The organism is Pseudoalteromonas sp. LC2018020214 (assembly GCF_016598755.1).
GTDB classification, from domain to species: Bacteria; Pseudomonadota; Gammaproteobacteria; order Enterobacterales; family Alteromonadaceae; genus Pseudoalteromonas; species Pseudoalteromonas distincta.
This window is the reverse complement of record NZ_CP066804.1, coordinates 2,729,071-2,744,997: the sequence shown is the minus strand read 5'-3', so window position 1 is coordinate 2,744,997 and position 15,927 is coordinate 2,729,071. Positions and strand designations below refer to the sequence as shown.

Here is a 15,927-nt window from a genome sequence, read left to right as displayed (position 1 = left end):
ATAGTCCTTATTGTTTAAAGTAAGCTGTTACGAATGGTTAAAATATGATGAATTTGATCCCAGCGTAATAGCCCCATAATTTGTTGATTATCTAAAAGGTTATAAACGTAAAGCGCGCCACTTCTTTTATCTTTTAGGATATCGAAAGCATCGGCTAGGGTGGCCTGACTACTGATGCCCTGCAAGCTAATATAATTTATATTTATTGTTTCATTAGACATTAGCGTTAAATCGTATTCAGCGAGACGATAGCCATTTTCTTCGTCAAAAACAATTAACGGAGTTTGGCTATCCATGGCATCTAATGTGCTTTTTATTTGCACTTTATCGTCTGAATAAAGCAATTTAAAGTCTTCATCCATATCATCCATTATCCCCACTTTTTGTAATGCTTCGGTAGCGGGAGATACATGGTACGGTAATCCTTGAAAATCTAATTGCTGCAAAAATATGGAGCGATTTCCAAAAAACTGTAATGCTGTTACATAAGCCGTGGTGATCACAAGCATAGCTGGAACAATTATTTCAGGTGACGATGTAAGCTCCATGACTGTTGTTAAAGCAGCTAGTGGCGCATGCAATGTGGCGGCCATTAATCCAGCCATACCTAACACGCCATAAGTACCCGCTATATCAGTGCCAGGACTAATAAACTGAGCAAAAAAAGCCATTAATGTACCAATTAATACGCCAAGTCCAATTACCGGACCAATTAAACCGCCCGGAATACCCAAACCGATAGCAAACAATGTAGCAAGTAGTTTAGCGATTAAAATAGTTGTGAGTAGCTTTACGTCATCAGGAGATTCAACCGCGATAGTTATTGCGCTCATACCAGAGCCCATAGCATGAGGTACTGCGTAAGCTATTAAGCTGGCAATGCATCCTGCAATTAATAAACGAGGGAACATACTTAAAGGTTTAAATGTTTTAATAATTAGCATTAAGTTTTGATTAAAGCTAAATGCAATAGCACCCAGCGCCATGCCGCATAATATTAAATAAGGGTAATGCCAACCACTCAATGGCGCTATGGTAATGAGTGCAAGCTCTGAACCTTCACCAAAAACAAACTGTGTGGCCAGTGCGCCAGTAACAGCGGCAAGCATGATAGGTACAAATATGTGTACTTTATATTCACGAAGTACCACTTCCATTACAAAAATAACGGCTGCAAGTGGAGTATTAAACGACGCGGCTATACCTGCCGCTACTCCACAACCACTTAGAGTACGCATGGCATTATGCGGTAAATGTAGCTTATCTGCCAAAATACTCGCCCCCGTTGCGCCCATATGCACGGAAGGCCCTTCTCGGCCAACTGAAAAACCGCTAATGAGAGCAAGTGCGCCACCAACAAATTGATTAACCGTATTGTATAAAGGCATTTGCCCGTAGTGACGTTTAATTCTGTGTATAACGAAGGGGATACCCAAGCGGTAATGTTTAAACCCAGTAAAGGCAGCAAACGTGGCTATTAGTAATGCAGCAACTAAAGGCATTAGTACACGTTCAAGTGTTGGTAGGGTAGTAAAGTCGTCAGGTGTTTCTAAAAATAAGCTTTGGAAAAACAAAATGGTTAAGCGAAATAAAATAATAAAAAATGCAGCAATTAATCCGGCAACTACGCCTAATAAGCATAATTGTACAGATGTTTTAGGTTTTGCCAGCCGACGCCTGAGTTGCTCAAGCCACATGCATAATTCCTCGCTGTATTCTTCATCAGCATTTTAGCAAAAGAGTTTAGCTAAGTCCTTGTGATTTTGAAATTTTCGTAACTTATATTAACAATTTGCAATGAAGATTAAGACCTATTGCCTATAACTAAAATATTTAATGAGTTTATAGCGTATAAAGGTCGCTTTTAGTTTGCTTAAGTATTATTTTAGCTAGTTAATGTTTGGCCACTTTTTTACTAATTTATAGATATAACTTAGAGGAAAGAGTTGTTTTACTATACTTGATTAAAACACTCGGGTATTAGATAATCACGCCATTGCGATATTGAGGGTTTTAAAATGTCTGAAGAATTACCAATTAAGTTCAGCGATGCAGCTGCTGTTCGTGTTAAACAGTTAATCGACGAAGAAGAAAACCCAGATTTAAAACTGCGTGTTTATGTAACAGGCGGTGGTTGTTCTGGTTTTCAATATGGTTTTACTTTTGATGAAAAAGCGAATCCTGGCGATTTAGAAATTGTAAAAAATGGTGTAACACTCGTTATTGATCCAATGAGCATTCAATATTTGGTTGATGGTGAGGTTGATTACACTGAAGGATTAGAAGGCGCACGCTTTTTTGTATCTAATCCAAATGCAACAACAACTTGTGGTTGTGGTGCAAGCTTTAGCGTTTAACAGCCAAACGCTAAATAGAATAAAGCCGCTTTTGCGGCTTTTTTAATGCCTACAAATCAGTTGGTGCGTATTCGGTAATTTGCATTATCAATACAAAAAAGCCGAGCACAAAGGCTGAAAACGCTAAAATATACATAAAGCCTTTTTTACCTTGTTTAATTGGTACGCCGTTGTGGCGCAAAAAAAAGTACCAACCTAAACACAACACGATAGGTAATAAAAAAAGAAGTCTGAACATTACTTGGCCTTTTCAGTGCAAATTATTGCTTAATAATAAACGTGTAACATTAAAAAGGAACAAATATGTTATAAATATTTTTAAGCTGTTTTATGAAGGTAATATTATTTTTTTAATATTTTCTGATAACTTAGGTTAAATATTCAGTGTTTATAAATGTTCGTTCAGGTTGATTTTTTACCGAGTATGTAATTAATTATTTAACCAAAGTGTTAATAGTATATAATGTATCCAAGAATGAGACGGGCAAAATTTCATTCTCAATAAAAACAAATCTTTACCATATTATTAGTGTAGTTTTTAGCTGTGTTGGTGGAGTGAGTAGCAACACATGCTTTATTAAGCAATAGCTTGCTATTGAAAGTATGACTGCTTACCTGCCTACGGCTATTGATGGAAACTACTGCTTTAATGGGTACGTCAAATCATCTAGTAGGAGATGTAAAATGATGGGCAAAACAGTTTCTTCTGAAGAAAATGCGAAGCTAACAAAGTGGCTTAAAACTAAGCGCCATGAAAAGGGTCATACAATGCGAAGCCTAGCACAAGTGCTTGGAACGCCTCATTCGTTTATCGGCAAGATTGAAAATCAAGAACGCCGCTTAGATGTAATTGAGTTTGTTCGCTATTGTACAGCTCTAGAAGTTGATCCACATGAAGCACTTAGCTTGCTAAAAGTAGATTAACTCAATAATTGCTTAGTACACTTTAAGGGGCACTTGATAGTGCTAAGCAATATGTTAATGCAGGGATGCATTAAATATTTTTGTGGTAATTCTTCTCAAGCTCATACAACTTATGCCTAATCAGATATAAAAATATCAACGAAGGTAAAACCATTAAGGCTGTTAAAATAAAGAACAGCGACCAATTTCCCATTAACCAATCATCAATTACTACACCACTGTAGCTTGAAAGCAATGTTCGTCCTAAATTCCCTAATGACGCCAGTAATGCATAGTGCGTTGCACTAAATGCTCTATCGCATAACATCGATATAAAGGCCACCATAGCGACCAACGACCACGCTTGCGTAAAGCCATCAATAACAATAGCAAAGGCATACAGCCTTAGGTCAGGGCCAACTAAAGCAATCCACGAGAAGGCTAAGTTTGAAGCAGCCATTGCAATACCACTTACAAATAAACCCTTAACAATGCCATATTTTTGATTAAATAAACTGCCAACAAAGGTAAATATGATTGTAAGTACCGCTGTACCTACCTTCGAAAATGTAGCTATATCGCTATTACTAAAACCAATTTCTTTATAAAACACAATCGACATGCGCCCTAAAAACGCTTCGCCTATTTTAAATAAGAAAATAAACGCAAGTAATGCTAGTGCTGTTTTAACGCCATTTTTAGTAAAAAAAGCTCTAAAGGGATCAATAACGGTTACCGCAAGCCACGCAACAGTTTTTGTTAAAGGAGTTTGTTTTGTAGAGGACAGTTTTTTAAGGTACACACGCTCAAGTTCAGCATGTACTGCTTCGCGATTAGTTTCGGGCTCTTTTGCAAAAAGTGCTCCACTCATTAACAGCAGCATTACGGCAGCTAAAAAGTAATAAATTTGTGGCCAGTCGAGCGAGGGGATATCGGCCATGTAAAATGGAATGGCGCCTAAAAGTGCATAACCTGTCCACCAACCCGAAGTTGCCATGGCGGCTGCAGCGGTTGCTTTGTGTGATTCGCTTTCGCTTAGTGTGTCTATTCTAAAGGCATCAATAGCAATGTCTTGAGTAGCCGAAGCAATGGCGATTAATAAACAAATCGCAGCAACAATTGCCAAATTAGCTTTTAAATCAAGCCCTGCTAATAGCAAGGTGCCAATAAAAATAAAACTTTGGCAAAATAGTATCCAACTGCGACGTAGGCCTAGCCATTTATATAAAATAGGAAGTTTTGTACGGTCAATGAGTGGTGACCACAAAAAGTTTATGCTGTAAGCGCCAAATACAATGCCAAATAGGCCTATCATACTGCGACTTAGCCCTTCATCTTTTAGCCAAGCAGACATAACAGAGCCAATTAAAACCCACGGAAAACCGCTACTCATACCAAATATGAAAATGTGGATTAAGCGTTTGTCTTTAAAGTAAGAAAAATATTCGCTAATAGAGAGAGATTTGCTCATAGGGCCTTCATTGGCTTTGATGCAGAGCAGCTAAGCTGCTCTTAAAAAATTATAGTGGGACTTGTTCAAGCACTTTAATGTTTAAGATGACAATAGGTTTTTTAGGTACGAAATCGTAGCCAATTTTTTCATTAAAACCGGTTTCAACAGTCATAATTTTATCAAGCGTGTCGTAACCATCCATTACGCTACCAAATACTGCAAAGCCCCAATCTTTCCCTGGATTTAGGTGATCGTTATTATCCATATTAAAAAAGAATTGGCGAGTTCCTGAGTGCGGTTGTCTATCTTGATAGGCCATAGCAATGCTATACATATCGTTTTTTAAACCGTTACCGCTTTCATTAAAAATAGGGTCATTTTCATGTAGGCCATCATAGTCTTTATCGTAACCGCCACCTTGAATAACAAAGTCGCGATCATTTTCTACATCGCGCTCAATACGGTGAAAAACGCTACCTTGATAACTTTTATCTGACACGTAAGTTAAAAAATTATTGACTGTGATGGGCGCTTTAGAACGATCTAGTTCAACCACGATGCTACCCATTGAGGTTACAATTTCTACGCGTGGAAAAATGTTGTCCTTTTGCACAAAGCGGCCTTCTTGGGCTGCTAAGCTACTTACACTAAAGAATAGGCCTAAGCAGATTAAAAAAAGTCGTTTCATAGTTAACCTTCTAAAAATTCTATTAATTCAGGGTCAGATACAATGCGGGTAATAACTTGCTCAGTCAACTTATTGAGCTGACCTTCTATTTTTGCTCGCTCATGACTAAATGGGCCTTCTAAATTAGCACTACCTCTATACACTTTACTAAAGTTACTTGAGGCGCGAATAACACGCACGCCAAGTTCTATGTGGGCTTCGCTGGTATGGCTCACTAGCTTTTCGGTTACAACAGCTTGCAATGCATGAATATCTACTTCAAAGCGAACCGTTGCTAAGTTAGAAATACTGGCTCCATTACGGCTAAGGGCGCTGTCTAACACACTTTTAATAGAGCTGGTAATACCTTGGCTTGCAAAGGTTTTAGTTTTGTCTGACTCAATAAGTTTAAGTGTTGATGTATCGCCACGTAAATCAATTACACTAGTACTTAAGCTACTATTTATAGTGCTTATTTGACCATTTTTATAAACAGGGTTAAGTATTACTTGGCTAGGCTGATTCGCGCAGCCACCAAGTATCAGTAATACACAACACCCAATTATAATGTTTGTTATTTTCATTTATAGCATTCCACTATTTTTTGTTGCACTTAAAACGACAAACTTTTTGTTTGAACCTAACAACTTACAGTTGCCGAACATACGGTTTAATTTATCATGATAATCTAAATGACGATTACCAATAATACGCAGCTCACCGCCTTCTTTTAAAGTATCTTTTGCTTGTTTAAACATTTGCCAAGCAATATGGTCGGTAACGGCCTGAGCTTGGTGAAATGGAGGGTTACAAAGCACCATATCTACACTGTCTCTTTCAAAGCCTGTTAAACAGTCGTTTTCGATGAACTCGCAGTTATCAAATTTATCGCCTAGGTTAATTTCTACATTTAACCGAGCCGACTCTACTGCCATGTAAGACTCATCAACAAAGGTAACTGATGCATTAGGGCAACGAGCAAGCGTCATTAATCCAACAACTCCGTTACCACAGCCTAAATCAATAATGCTTTTAGCTTTTGGTGTTTCTGGTAAGTAGTTAAAAAAGAAGCGTGCACCAATATCTAACGAATCACGCGAAAACACATTTGCATGGTTTGTTATATTAAACTCAGTACCTTCAAGCTCCCACGTTACAGGGAAGTCTGCTGCTTTATATCCGCCTTTAGCTGTACTTAATATAAGACGGGATTTTTTAACTGCTAGGCTAGTTTTTGTTTCACCAATAAATTGCTCAAATGATTTTATTGTTGAGTTATGAATTTCTTTTGTTTTACCTGCGGCAATTACTGGCGTACCAGGTGCAAGGACTTCACTGAGTTCACTTAACTGAAACTGTAAAAAACCTACATTACGAGGGATTTTAATAAGTACTAAATCAACATCCTGCGGTAATGCAGACAAACTATCTAATTGTGTAAAATCTGCTGTAGGCAGTTTGTTTTCTTGTAAGTTATAAGCCGCAGCTTGGTGGCTAATATAAGAATCGTTAACTGAACAAACCGTTAACTTATTAAAATAACAAGCAAGTGCACCAAAGCTATCGTTTAAAATAAGCAATGAGCGACAATCAGGGTGATGTTCGTTAACATAATTGATAAGGTACTCATCTGCCGAATCCCACGCTTGTAAGCTGCGGTTTTTTTGATCCAAAGGAAAGCGTTCAAGAGTAAAGGTTTTATCGCCTAGCTGGGCTTGCGTCGTCATAATGGTTCGTTGATCAGTAATCTAATGTAGGTAAATTCTAACATGCAACGGCAAAACGCCAACCCCCAACAGTTACCAAATGGCTTTTCTTATCAAAGTAGGGCACTTAGTGCACAAAAAAGCCTCGATCTATTTTATTATTTGCAAAAAAACCTACGTTGGCAGCAACCCGATGTAACTGTTTATGGTAAAACGGGGCCTATTCCACGGCTACAATGCTTCATGAGCGATTTAAATATTGAATACGGCTATTCAAGTAGTAAGCAAATAGTAGAGCCATGGGATGAATTGTTACTTAATATGAGAAGGCGTTTAGAGGCGCACTTAAATCAGCCTCTAAACTCATTACTCGTTAATTATTACCGAGATGGTAATGATACGATGGGCTGGCACAGTGATGATGAAATAGAGCTTGGTGATAAACCAACAATTGTGTGTGTTTCTCTAGGAGCTGATCGGATTCTAAAGTTAAAGCACAAGGCGAGCAATAAAGTAACCGACTTAAAATTACAAAGTGGCAGCTGTTTAATAATGAATGGACATAGCCAGCGAGATTATCAACATGCAATACCTAAGCAAACAACGCTTGCACATCCTCGAATAAGTTTAACTTACCGATTTATTAAGCACATTAAACAAAAGCAATTTAGTTAGCCAAGCGCTGCGTTAAATTGTTATAGTAAGTGTATAAATTAGCTAATTAAAACGGTCTTTTATGTCAATGCAGCAACAGATCCAAGAAAAAATAAGCAACGCTATTGCGTGTAAACATTTAAACGTAATTAACGAAAGCCATATGCACAGTGCGGGCACTGAATCACACTTTAAAGTAATAGTGGTTAGCGAAGGTTTTACAGGTAAACGCTTATTGCAGCGCCATCGTGAAATTAATGAAATTCTAAAAGATGAATTAGCAAATCATATTCATGCACTTGCAATTCATACATATACACCCGATGAGTATACAGAGCAGGGCGGTGAGGCACCTGATTCACCTAATTGTATGGGCGGCTCTAAATTAGCTTAAATAATTAATAGCGATTTGATTGTTACACTTGTGGTTAACTGATCAGATCAGTGTTTTTAGTATTAGCCTTTAAACTAGCGCTAATTTTTATTGTAAAAGATATAGGATGATCAATGGTCATTAAGCCTAAAATTCGTGGATTTATCTGCACAAACGCACATCCAGCTGGTTGTGCAGAGCATGTTCAAGAACAAATTAACTATGTAAAACAACAAGGCGCATTAAAAAATGCACCAAAAAATGTATTAGTTATTGGCGCATCAACAGGCTACGGCTTGGCTTCGCGCATTGCAGCTGCGTTTGGTGGTGGTGCTAAAACATTAGGTATTTTCTTTGAAAAAGAAGGTACAGATCGCAAAACAGGTTCTGCTGGTTGGTACAATACCGCTGCTTTTCAAGATGCAGCAGACGAAGCAGGCCTTTGGTCTAAAAATATTAATGGCGATGCGTTTTCTAACGAAATTAAACAAAAAGCAATCGACACTATTAAAGCAGATTTGGGCAAAGTAGATTGTATTATTTACAGCTTAGCGTCTCCTCGTCGTACAGACCCAAATACGGGCGAAGTGTACTCATCTACGCTTAAGCCAATTGGAAATGCCGTTACTACTAAAAACTTAAATACATCAAAGCGTGAAATTGATGAAATTACTGTTGAAGCTGCAAACCAAGACGATATCGACAACACCATTAAAGTAATGGGCGGTGAAGATTGGGAAATGTGGATTGACGCATTAAAAGAAGCGGATGTATTAGCCGATAACTTTAAAACGACTGCGTACACTTATATTGGTAAAGAGCTAACATGGCCAATATACGGACACGCTACTATTGGTAAGGCTAAAGAAGATCTAGACCGTGCAACCGCTGCTATTAAAGAATCAACAAAAGATTTAAATGGTGAGGCATATGTTTCATCACTTAATGCTGTGGTAACGCAAGCAAGTTCTGCTATTCCTATTATGCCGCTATATATCTCTGCTTTATTTAAAGTTATGAAAGCAGATGGCACATACGAAGGCACTATTGAGCAAATTCACGCTTTATTTAGTGAAAACTTGTATGGTGAATCACCTCGCTTTGACGACGGTGGACATTTATTCCAAAACTACAAAGAGCTAGAAGACGACGTGCAAGCTCGCGTGCAAGCTGTTTGGGATAAAGTAGATACAAGCAGCATTGATGAGCTAACAGATTATGTTGGTTACCATAATGAGTTTTTACGCTTATTTGGTTTTGGTATAGATAGTGTTGACTACGATCAAGATGTAGATTCAGTTAAGCCAATTGCCAATATGATTGACTAACAGAACTTAGGGCCTGTTTATCTTTCGAGGTTAAATTTGCAGCAGTCTGTTTGGTATTTAGGCAAGGCAGAGCCTATGTAGTGTGGTTATTCCCCATAAATGGGCGATAACGTGGAATAAATGCCAAACATGCGCTGCCCAAAGGGTTCTGCCTAGGGGCTATTTACTCTTTGTTGCCTACATGGATGTAGGTAAGGGGCGTGAGCTGGACGCGGAAGCTTTGCTCGGTTTTTACTTAGCCCACTAGGTTACAAACCTCACGCCGCGATTAAATAGCCCCTAGATTGAACAAATTTTAATCCTGAAAGGTCAACAGGCCCTAGTTATAAAAAGCCGCTATCGCGGCTTTTTTTGTATTATGCGATTTGTTGAATTTACGATGAAATCAGGAATGATAATTGCTTAGGCTACCACTTTGGTCTAGCTTGATTTTTATTTAATTCACTTAACAAAACTAAATAAGTGTTTCTGTCGTATAATTTTCATAAATACACTCGCATAGTCATCTAAAATGATGTTAAAATCTCGACAATATGTGATGAGTTTTACTACGTTGCTTGTTTGATATCTCTAGCAAGCTGCTCTTTTGTACCTTGATATAACTTGGAATAACTCAAATGGCGACGTGGTTGATACGATTTTTCAGTTTCTTTCCTTTAATGTAATGCAAGTGCGTATGATCAACATAAAAAAAGGTCTGGATTTACCCTTAGAGGGCGCGCCACAGCAAGTTATACATGACGGTTCTGCTGTCAAACGTGTAGCTGTGCTTGGCGAAGAGTTTATCGGTATGCGTCCAACCATGCATGTTCGTGTGGATGACCAAGTCAAAAAAGGCCAGGTACTTTTTGAAGATAAAAAGAACCCAGGCGTCCTATTTACTGCTCCAGCTTCTGGTACAGTAAAAGAAATAAATCGTGGTGCTAAACGTGTGCTGCAATCTGTTGTTATTGAAGTAGCAGGCAGTGAGCAAATCACCTTTGACTCTTTCAAAGCAGACGAGCTTCCGAGCTTAGAGCGCGAAAAAGCCAAAGAAGTACTTATCCAGTCTGGTCAGTGGACAGCACTTCGTGTTCGCCCATTCAGCAAAGTAGCGGCTGTGGATGCAAATCCTAGTTCTATTTTTGTGACCGCAATCGACACAAACCCATTAGCTGCAGATCCTGCAGTAATTATTGCAGAAAATGCGCAAGCATTTGAAGCGGGTCTTGCAGTTGTTTCGCGTTTGACCGATGGCAAAGTATTTGTGTGTAAAAAAGCAGGCAGCCAAGTTCCTAGCTCATCTATAGCTCAAGTAGAAGTACATGAGTTTGGTGGTGTGCATCCGGCTGGCCTCGTTGGCACTCATATCCATCATCTTGATGCAGTTTCTGTTAGCAAACAAGTTTGGCATATTGGTTACCAAGACGTTATTGCGTATGGTCACTTATTCCTTACTGGTGAAATTTACACAAATCGTGTTATTTCGCTTGCAGGTCCTCGCGTTAAAAACCCACGTTTAGTGAAAACACAATTAGGTGCTTCATTGGATGATTTAGTGGCTGGTGAGTTAGAAGACGGAGATAACCGCGTTATTTCTGGTTCTGTTCTATCGGGTTCTATTTCAAACGGTGTTCATGCATTCTTAGGTCGTTACCACGTTCAAGTATCTGTTTTACTTGAAGGTCGCGAAAAAGAATTGTTTGGCTGGATTGCACCAGGTAGTGATAAATTCTCTGTAACGCGTACATTCCTTTCTCACCTTGCACCAAGTCGTTTATTTAAAATGACAACGTCAACAGGTGGTTCAAAACGTGCCATGGTACCAATTGGTAGCTACGAGCGCGTAATGCCGTTAGATATTTTGCCTACTTTATTATTACGTGACTTAATTGCACGTGATTTAGACAGTGCAATTTCATTGGGCGCGCTTGAACTTGATGAAGAAGATTTAGCGTTATGTACCTTCGTTTGTCCAGGCAAATACGAGTATGGTTCTATCCTACGCGATTGCTTAACTACGATCGAGAAGGAAGGCTAGAGAGATGGGTTTAAAAAAATATCTAGAAGATATCGAGCCGAATTTTGAAGCCGGTGGTAAATATGAAAAGTTTTATGCACTGTATGAAGCAGCTGCAACTATTTTTTATACACCAGGCTACGTAAATAAAGGCGCGACACACGTACGCGATAACATCGACCTAAAACGTATGATGATTTTAGTGTGGATGGCGACGTTCCCAGCTATGTTTTTTGGTATGTTCAATATCGGTCATCAGGCCGCTGGTGCTTTAGCACAAGGTTTTGAACTAGCAAACACGTGGCAAGTTGGTTTGTTCCAGTTATTCGGTGGCGAGTTAACCGCTGACGCAGGCTGGGGCGCTAAGATGTTCTATGGAGCATGTTTCTTCTTACCTATCTACGCTGTAACATTTGCAGTAGGTGGTTTCTGGGAAGTTATATTTGCTTCAGTGCGTAAGCATGAAATTAACGAAGGTTTCTTCGTTACTTCTGTATTATTTGCACTTATTTTGCCAGCAACTATTCCTTTATGGCAAGTTGCGTTAGGTATTACGTTTGGTGTAGTAATCGCTAAAGAAATCTTTGGTGGTACTGGCCGTAACTTCTTAAACCCTGCTTTAGCCGGTCGTGCATTTTTATTCTTTGCATACCCAGCTCAAATCTCAGGTGACACAGTATGGACAGCAGTAGATTCTTTCTCTGGTGCAACTATGCTAGGCCAAGCATTTGCTGGCACACTTGACTTTGCAAACATGGAATTATGGTGGAATGCGTTTTATGGTTTCATTCAAGGTTCTGTAGGTGAAACATCTACACTTGCATTATTAGTAGGTGGTTTGTTCTTAATTTACGTTCGTATCGCTTCTTGGCGCATCGTACTAGGTGTATTCCTAGGTATGGTAGCAACTGCATTTTTATTAAATGCTGTTGGCTCAGAAACTAACCCTGTATTTGCAATGCCTTGGTATTGGCATTTTGTACTTGGTGGCTTTGCGTTTGGTATGTTCTTTATGGCTACTGACCCTGTATCAGCTGCATTTACTGACAAAGGTAAATTAGCATATGGTCTATTAATTGGCTTTATGGTGGTTATGATACGTGTTGTGAATCCTGCTTTCCCAGAAGGCATGATGCTAGCAATCTTATTTGCTAACTTGTTCGCTCCACTGTTCGATCACTTTGTAGTGCAGGCTAATATTAAGCGGAGGTTGGCACGTAATGTCTAGTAATAACGAATCAATCGGCAAAACGTTATCAGTTGTTGTAGCACTATGTTTAGTGTGTGCAATCATTGTATCGTTTGCTTCTGTACAGCTTCGTCCTTTACAGCAAGCTAATAAAAACAAAGATATTCAAAGCAATATCTTAGCTGCTGCGGGCATCGACAAAGTTGAAAATGTTCTTGAAACATTTGATGCAAAAATCGAAGCGCGCGTTGTAAACATGACTACAGGTGAGTTTGTAGATACAGACCCAACAATCTTTGACTTTGAAAAAAGCAAATATGATGCAGCGCTAAGTGTTTCTCTTCAAGAGAAAGGCGTTAAAGATATTGCTGGTATTCAACGTGTGACTAAAGAGTCACCGGTGTATATCTCTAAAAAAGAAGATGGCTCAGTTGATGCAATCATTCTTCCTATCCAAGGCTACGGCTTATGGGGCTTGATGTACGGTTTTATCTCGCTTGAAAGCGATGGTGAAACAGTTAAGGGCATTATCTTTTACAAGCATAATGAAACCCCAGGTCTTGGTGGCGAAATCCAAAATCCACAGTGGACTGCTACATGGGAAGGTAAAGAACTTCCAATTCAAATTGTTAAAGGTACTGCGGGCAATGATGAGCATAAGATCGATGGTCTTTCAGGTGCTACATTAACGTCTAACGGTGTTGATCATGCAGTTGACTTTTGGACTGGCGAAAATGGCTTTGGCCCTTTCCTTGCGAAAGTACGTAAAGGAGCATTGAAATAATGGCTGATACTAAAGAAATGAAGGCGGTCCTATTTGGTCCGGTTTTAGCTAACAACCCAATCGCACTACAAGTACTTGGTATTTGTTCTGCGCTAGCGGTAACGTCTAGCTTAAAAAATGCGTTAATCATGTCAATTGCATTGACACTTGTAACTGCGTTTTCGAGCTTCTTTATCTCGCTTATTCGTAACCAGATCCCATCATCTGTACGTATCATCGTACAAATGACCATTATCGCATCATTGGTAATCGTTGTTGACCAAGTATTACAGGCATTTTCTTATGCTACTGCAAAAGAGCTTTCTGTATTCGTTGGTCTAATCATTACTAACTGTATCGTAATGGGTCGTGCTGAAGCATACGCGATGAAGTCGCCACCACTTATGTCATTCCTTGACGGTATTGGTAACGGCTTAGGTTACTCTGTAGTACTACTTACTGTTGGTTTCATTCGTGAGCTATTTGGTAAGGGTTCACTATTCGGTGTTGATATTATCCCATTAGTGCAAGATGGCGGTTGGTATCAGCCTATGGGTCTATTGATCTTACCACCGAGTGCATTCTTCATCATTGGTTTATTCATATGGGTACTGCGTACTTATAAGAAAGACCAAGTAGAAGCTAAAGCGTAAGGGGCAAATAGTGGAACATTATATTAGTTTATTTGTAAAAGCCGTTTTTATTGAGAACTTAGCGTTGTCATTCTTCTTAGGCATGTGTACTTTTTTAGCGGTATCTAAAAAAGTAACTACATCAATTGGCCTAGGCATAGCGGTTATAGTTGTATTGGGTATTTCTGTACCTGTAAACAACTTGGTTTATCATGCGGTACTTGCACCTGGTTCACTAACTTGGTTAGGTTACCCAGATGCAGATCTTAGCTTTTTACGTTTCTTAACTTTCATTGGTGTTATTGCAGCACTTGTGCAAATTCTTGAAATGGCATTAGATAAGTTTTTCCCTGCACTATACAACGCGTTAGGTATCTTCTTACCACTTATCACAGTTAACTGTGCAATATTTGGTGCGGTATCATTCATGGTTGAGCGTAACTATAACTTCGGCGAGTCTGTTGTTTATGGTATTGGCGCTGGTGTTGGTTGGGCACTTGCAATTACATTACTTGCAGGTATCCGTGAGAAACTGAAATACTCAGACGTACCTGACGGCTTACGTGGTTTAGGTATTACCTTCATCACTGTTGGTTTAATGGGACTTGGCTTTATGTCATTCTCTGGTATTTCACTGTAAAGGTAGCGAGGATAAATCATGGATTATCAGATTTTCTTAGGCGTTGGTGTTTTTATCGCTATCGTTGTACTACTGGTTTTAGTCATCATTGGTGCTAAATCTCAGTTAGTTGCAAGTGGCGATATTATCATCGGCATTAATGGCGACCCAGATAAAGCCATTAAAACATCAGCAGGTAGTAAGCTTTTAGGCGCACTATCTGAGTCAGGTATATTTGTATCATCTGCTTGTGGTGGCGGTGGCTCTTGTGGTCAGTGTCGTGTACACATTAAAGAAGGTGGTGGTGATATTCTGCCAACTGAGCTTGATCACATATCTAAAGGTGAAGCCCGTGAAGGCTGTCGTTTAGCGTGTCAGGTAAATGTTAAAAATGACATGGAAATTGAACTTGAAGAGTCAATTTTCGGTGTTAAGAAGTGGGATTGTGAAGTTATCTCTAATGATAACAAAGCAACGTTCATCAAAGAACTTAAGCTGCAAATTCCAGATGGCGAGTCAGTGCCGTTTCGTGCGGGTGGTTACATCCAAATCGAAGCTCCACCTCACCATGTTAAATATGCAGATTTCGATGTTCCTGAAGAGTATCGTGGCGACTGGAACCATTTTGGTTTCTTCGATCTGGAGTCAAAAGTAGACGAAGAAACAATTCGTGCTTACTCAATGGCTAACTACCCAGAAGAAGAAGGCATCATTATGCTTAACGTGCGTATTGCTGCTCCACCTCCAAGAAACCTTAGCTTGCCATGTGGTAAAATGTCTTCGTACATTTGGTCACTTAAAGAAGGCGACAAGGTAACTATTTCGGGTCCATTTGGTGAGTTCTTTGCTAAAGACACTGACGCAGAAATGGTATTTGTTGGTGGTGGTGCTGGTATGGCGCCAATGCGTTCTCATATCTTTGACCAACTTAAACGTTTGAACTCTAAACGTAAGATGAGCTTCTGGTATGGTGCACGTTCTGAGCGTGAAATGTTCTACGTAGAAGATTTTGACGGCCTAGCCGCTGAAAATCCTAACTTCGTATGGCATACAGCACTTTCAGATCCACAGCCTGAAGATAACTGGGAAGGCTATACTGGCTTTATCCATAACGTGTTATTTGAGAACTATCTTAAAGATCACGAAGCGCCTGAAGATTGTGAGTACTACATGTGTGGTCCTCCAATGATGAATGCGGCAGTTATTACTATGCTTAAAGATTTAGGTGTTGAAGACGAAAATATCTTACTAGATGACTTCGGTGGCTAACACTAATACCAAAAC

At 39.3% G+C, this 15,927-nt stretch carries 17 protein-coding genes; 11 read left to right on the top strand and 6 right to left on the bottom strand.

The genetic code is table 11. From position 1 onward, the window contains the following. Window positions 1-14 precede the first annotated feature (14 nt). Window positions 15-1,697 (bottom strand): chloride channel protein, encoded by a 1,683-nt coding sequence (locus JG479_RS12190; protein ID WP_002958912.1) that lies wholly within the window; start codon window positions 1,695-1,697, stop codon window positions 15-17. Window positions 1,698-2,018: 321 nt separating this feature from the next. On the opposite strand from JG479_RS12190, the gene erpA reads away from it, so the two are divergent. Continuing rightward, window positions 2,019-2,357 carry an iron-sulfur cluster insertion protein ErpA gene (gene erpA / locus JG479_RS12185; RefSeq protein WP_002958911.1) on the top strand — a complete coding sequence of 113 codons (339 nt, stop codon included), beginning with the start codon at window positions 2,019-2,021 and terminating at the stop codon, window positions 2,355-2,357. Between the two features lie 49 nt (window positions 2,358-2,406). Here erpA and JG479_RS12180 read toward each other — a convergent pair whose 3' ends face one another. After that, the gene (locus JG479_RS12180) at window positions 2,407-2,595 is read right to left on the bottom strand and encodes a hypothetical protein (RefSeq protein WP_024596569.1); all 189 of its coding nucleotides are present in this window, start codon (window positions 2,593-2,595) and stop codon (window positions 2,407-2,409) included. A 446-nt stretch (window positions 2,596-3,041) separates the two neighbouring features. On the opposite strand from JG479_RS12180, the gene JG479_RS12175 reads away from it, so the two are divergent. After that, window positions 3,042-3,281, top strand: a complete 240-nt coding sequence (locus JG479_RS12175; protein ID WP_002958908.1) for a helix-turn-helix domain-containing protein — start codon at window positions 3,042-3,044, stop codon at window positions 3,279-3,281. A gap of 70 nt (window positions 3,282-3,351) precedes the next feature. Here the strand turns inward: JG479_RS12175 and JG479_RS12170 are convergent, their stop codons facing one another. Genes JG479_RS12170 through JG479_RS12155 form a run of 4 tightly spaced genes read right to left on the bottom strand, consistent with a single transcriptional unit; the run spans window position 3,352 to window position 7,107 of the window. Beyond that, complete coding sequence (locus tag JG479_RS12170) at window positions 3,352-4,731, bottom strand: AmpG family muropeptide MFS transporter (protein WP_200219407.1); 1,380 nt, start codon at window positions 4,729-4,731, stop codon at window positions 3,352-3,354. A 49-nt stretch (window positions 4,732-4,780) separates the two neighbouring features. Further along, window positions 4,781-5,401: a peptidylprolyl isomerase gene (locus JG479_RS12165; protein ID WP_200219406.1), complete on the bottom strand. Its 621-nt coding sequence runs from the start codon at window positions 5,399-5,401 to the stop codon at window positions 4,781-4,783. A gap of 2 nt (window positions 5,402-5,403) precedes the next feature. Further along, window positions 5,404-5,964 carry a YajG family lipoprotein gene (locus tag JG479_RS12160; protein ID WP_002958905.1) on the bottom strand — a complete coding sequence of 187 codons (561 nt, stop codon included), beginning with the start codon at window positions 5,962-5,964 and terminating at the stop codon, window positions 5,404-5,406. After that, the gene (locus JG479_RS12155) at window positions 5,965-7,107 is read right to left on the bottom strand and encodes a methyltransferase (protein WP_024604970.1); all 1,143 of its coding nucleotides are present in this window, start codon (window positions 7,105-7,107) and stop codon (window positions 5,965-5,967) included. It abuts the gene before it with no gap. Window positions 7,108-7,149: 42 nt separating this feature from the next. Here JG479_RS12155 and JG479_RS12150 point away from each other — a divergent pair, with 42 nt between their 5' ends. From JG479_RS12150 to nqrF, 9 genes are all read left to right on the top strand, one after another. Continuing rightward, window positions 7,150-7,761: an alpha-ketoglutarate-dependent dioxygenase AlkB family protein gene (locus JG479_RS12150; protein WP_039486798.1), complete on the top strand. Its 612-nt coding sequence runs from the start codon at window positions 7,150-7,152 to the stop codon at window positions 7,759-7,761. Window positions 7,762-7,822: 61 nt separating this feature from the next. Next, window positions 7,823-8,134 carry a BolA family protein gene (locus JG479_RS12145; RefSeq protein ID WP_024596564.1) on the top strand — a complete coding sequence of 104 codons (312 nt, stop codon included), beginning with the start codon at window positions 7,823-7,825 and terminating at the stop codon, window positions 8,132-8,134. A gap of 113 nt (window positions 8,135-8,247) precedes the next feature. Next, complete coding sequence (gene fabV / locus JG479_RS12140; RefSeq protein WP_039486801.1) at window positions 8,248-9,441, top strand: enoyl-ACP reductase FabV; 1,194 nt, start codon at window positions 8,248-8,250, stop codon at window positions 9,439-9,441. A gap of 676 nt (window positions 9,442-10,117) precedes the next feature. Further along, window positions 10,118-11,461, top strand: coding sequence for a Na(+)-translocating NADH-quinone reductase subunit A (locus JG479_RS12135; RefSeq protein ID WP_024596562.1), 1,344 nt, complete (start codon window positions 10,118-10,120; stop codon window positions 11,459-11,461). Window positions 11,462-11,465: 4 nt separating this feature from the next. After that, on the top strand, window positions 11,466-12,668 hold the full coding sequence (locus tag JG479_RS12130; protein WP_002958899.1) for an NADH:ubiquinone reductase (Na(+)-transporting) subunit B: 1,203 nt from the start codon (window positions 11,466-11,468) through the stop codon (window positions 12,666-12,668). Beyond that, a complete protein-coding gene (locus JG479_RS12125; protein ID WP_002958898.1) occupies window positions 12,661-13,413 on the top strand; it encodes a Na(+)-translocating NADH-quinone reductase subunit C in 753 nt (250 codons plus the stop codon). Before JG479_RS12130 ends, JG479_RS12125 begins: the two co-directional genes overlap by 8 nt. Next, the gene (locus tag JG479_RS12120) at window positions 13,413-14,045 is read left to right on the top strand and encodes an NADH:ubiquinone reductase (Na(+)-transporting) subunit D (RefSeq protein WP_002958897.1); all 633 of its coding nucleotides are present in this window, start codon (window positions 13,413-13,415) and stop codon (window positions 14,043-14,045) included. The genes JG479_RS12125 and JG479_RS12120 overlap by 1 nt, the downstream gene beginning before the upstream one ends. A 10-nt stretch (window positions 14,046-14,055) precedes the next feature. After that, window positions 14,056-14,664 (top strand): NADH:ubiquinone reductase (Na(+)-transporting) subunit E, encoded by a 609-nt coding sequence (gene nqrE / locus JG479_RS12115; RefSeq protein WP_002958896.1) that lies wholly within the window; start codon window positions 14,056-14,058, stop codon window positions 14,662-14,664. A gap of 18 nt (window positions 14,665-14,682) precedes the next feature. Further along, on the top strand, window positions 14,683-15,912 hold the full coding sequence (gene nqrF / locus JG479_RS12110) for an NADH:ubiquinone reductase (Na(+)-transporting) subunit F (protein WP_002958895.1): 1,230 nt from the start codon (window positions 14,683-14,685) through the stop codon (window positions 15,910-15,912). Window positions 15,913-15,927: the final 15 nt, after the last annotated feature.

Bases quoted from the DNA above. Each gene is read 5' to 3' on its own strand.
- JG479_RS12190 (WP_002958912.1), bottom strand. From the start codon at position 1,697: ATGTGGCTTGAGCAACTCAGGCGTCGGCTGGCAAAACCTAAAACATCT.
- erpA (WP_002958911.1), top strand. From the start codon at position 2,019: ATGTCTGAAGAATTACCAATTAAGTTCAGCGATGCAGCTGCTGTTCGT.
- JG479_RS12180 (WP_024596569.1), bottom strand. From the start codon at position 2,595: ATGTTCAGACTTCTTTTTTTATTACCTATCGTGTTGTGTTTAGGTTGG.
- JG479_RS12175 (WP_002958908.1), top strand. From the start codon at position 3,042: ATGATGGGCAAAACAGTTTCTTCTGAAGAAAATGCGAAGCTAACAAAG.
- JG479_RS12170 (WP_200219407.1), bottom strand. From the start codon at position 4,731: ATGAGCAAATCTCTCTCTATTAGCGAATATTTTTCTTACTTTAAAGAC.
- JG479_RS12165 (WP_200219406.1), bottom strand. From the start codon at position 5,401: ATGAAACGACTTTTTTTAATCTGCTTAGGCCTATTCTTTAGTGTAAGT.
- JG479_RS12160 (WP_002958905.1), bottom strand. From the start codon at position 5,964: ATGAAAATAACAAACATTATAATTGGGTGTTGTGTATTACTGATACTT.
- JG479_RS12155 (WP_024604970.1), bottom strand. From the start codon at position 7,107: ATGACGACGCAAGCCCAGCTAGGCGATAAAACCTTTACTCTTGAACGC.
- JG479_RS12150 (WP_039486798.1), top strand. From the start codon at position 7,150: ATGCAACGGCAAAACGCCAACCCCCAACAGTTACCAAATGGCTTTTCT.
- JG479_RS12145 (WP_024596564.1), top strand. From the start codon at position 7,823: ATGTCAATGCAGCAACAGATCCAAGAAAAAATAAGCAACGCTATTGCG.
- fabV (WP_039486801.1), top strand. From the start codon at position 8,248: ATGGTCATTAAGCCTAAAATTCGTGGATTTATCTGCACAAACGCACAT.
- JG479_RS12135 (WP_024596562.1), top strand. From the start codon at position 10,118: ATGATCAACATAAAAAAAGGTCTGGATTTACCCTTAGAGGGCGCGCCA.
- JG479_RS12130 (WP_002958899.1), top strand. From the start codon at position 11,466: ATGGGTTTAAAAAAATATCTAGAAGATATCGAGCCGAATTTTGAAGCC.
- JG479_RS12125 (WP_002958898.1), top strand. From the start codon at position 12,661: ATGTCTAGTAATAACGAATCAATCGGCAAAACGTTATCAGTTGTTGTA.
- JG479_RS12120 (WP_002958897.1), top strand. From the start codon at position 13,413: ATGGCTGATACTAAAGAAATGAAGGCGGTCCTATTTGGTCCGGTTTTA.
- nqrF (WP_002958895.1), top strand. From the start codon at position 14,683: ATGGATTATCAGATTTTCTTAGGCGTTGGTGTTTTTATCGCTATCGTT.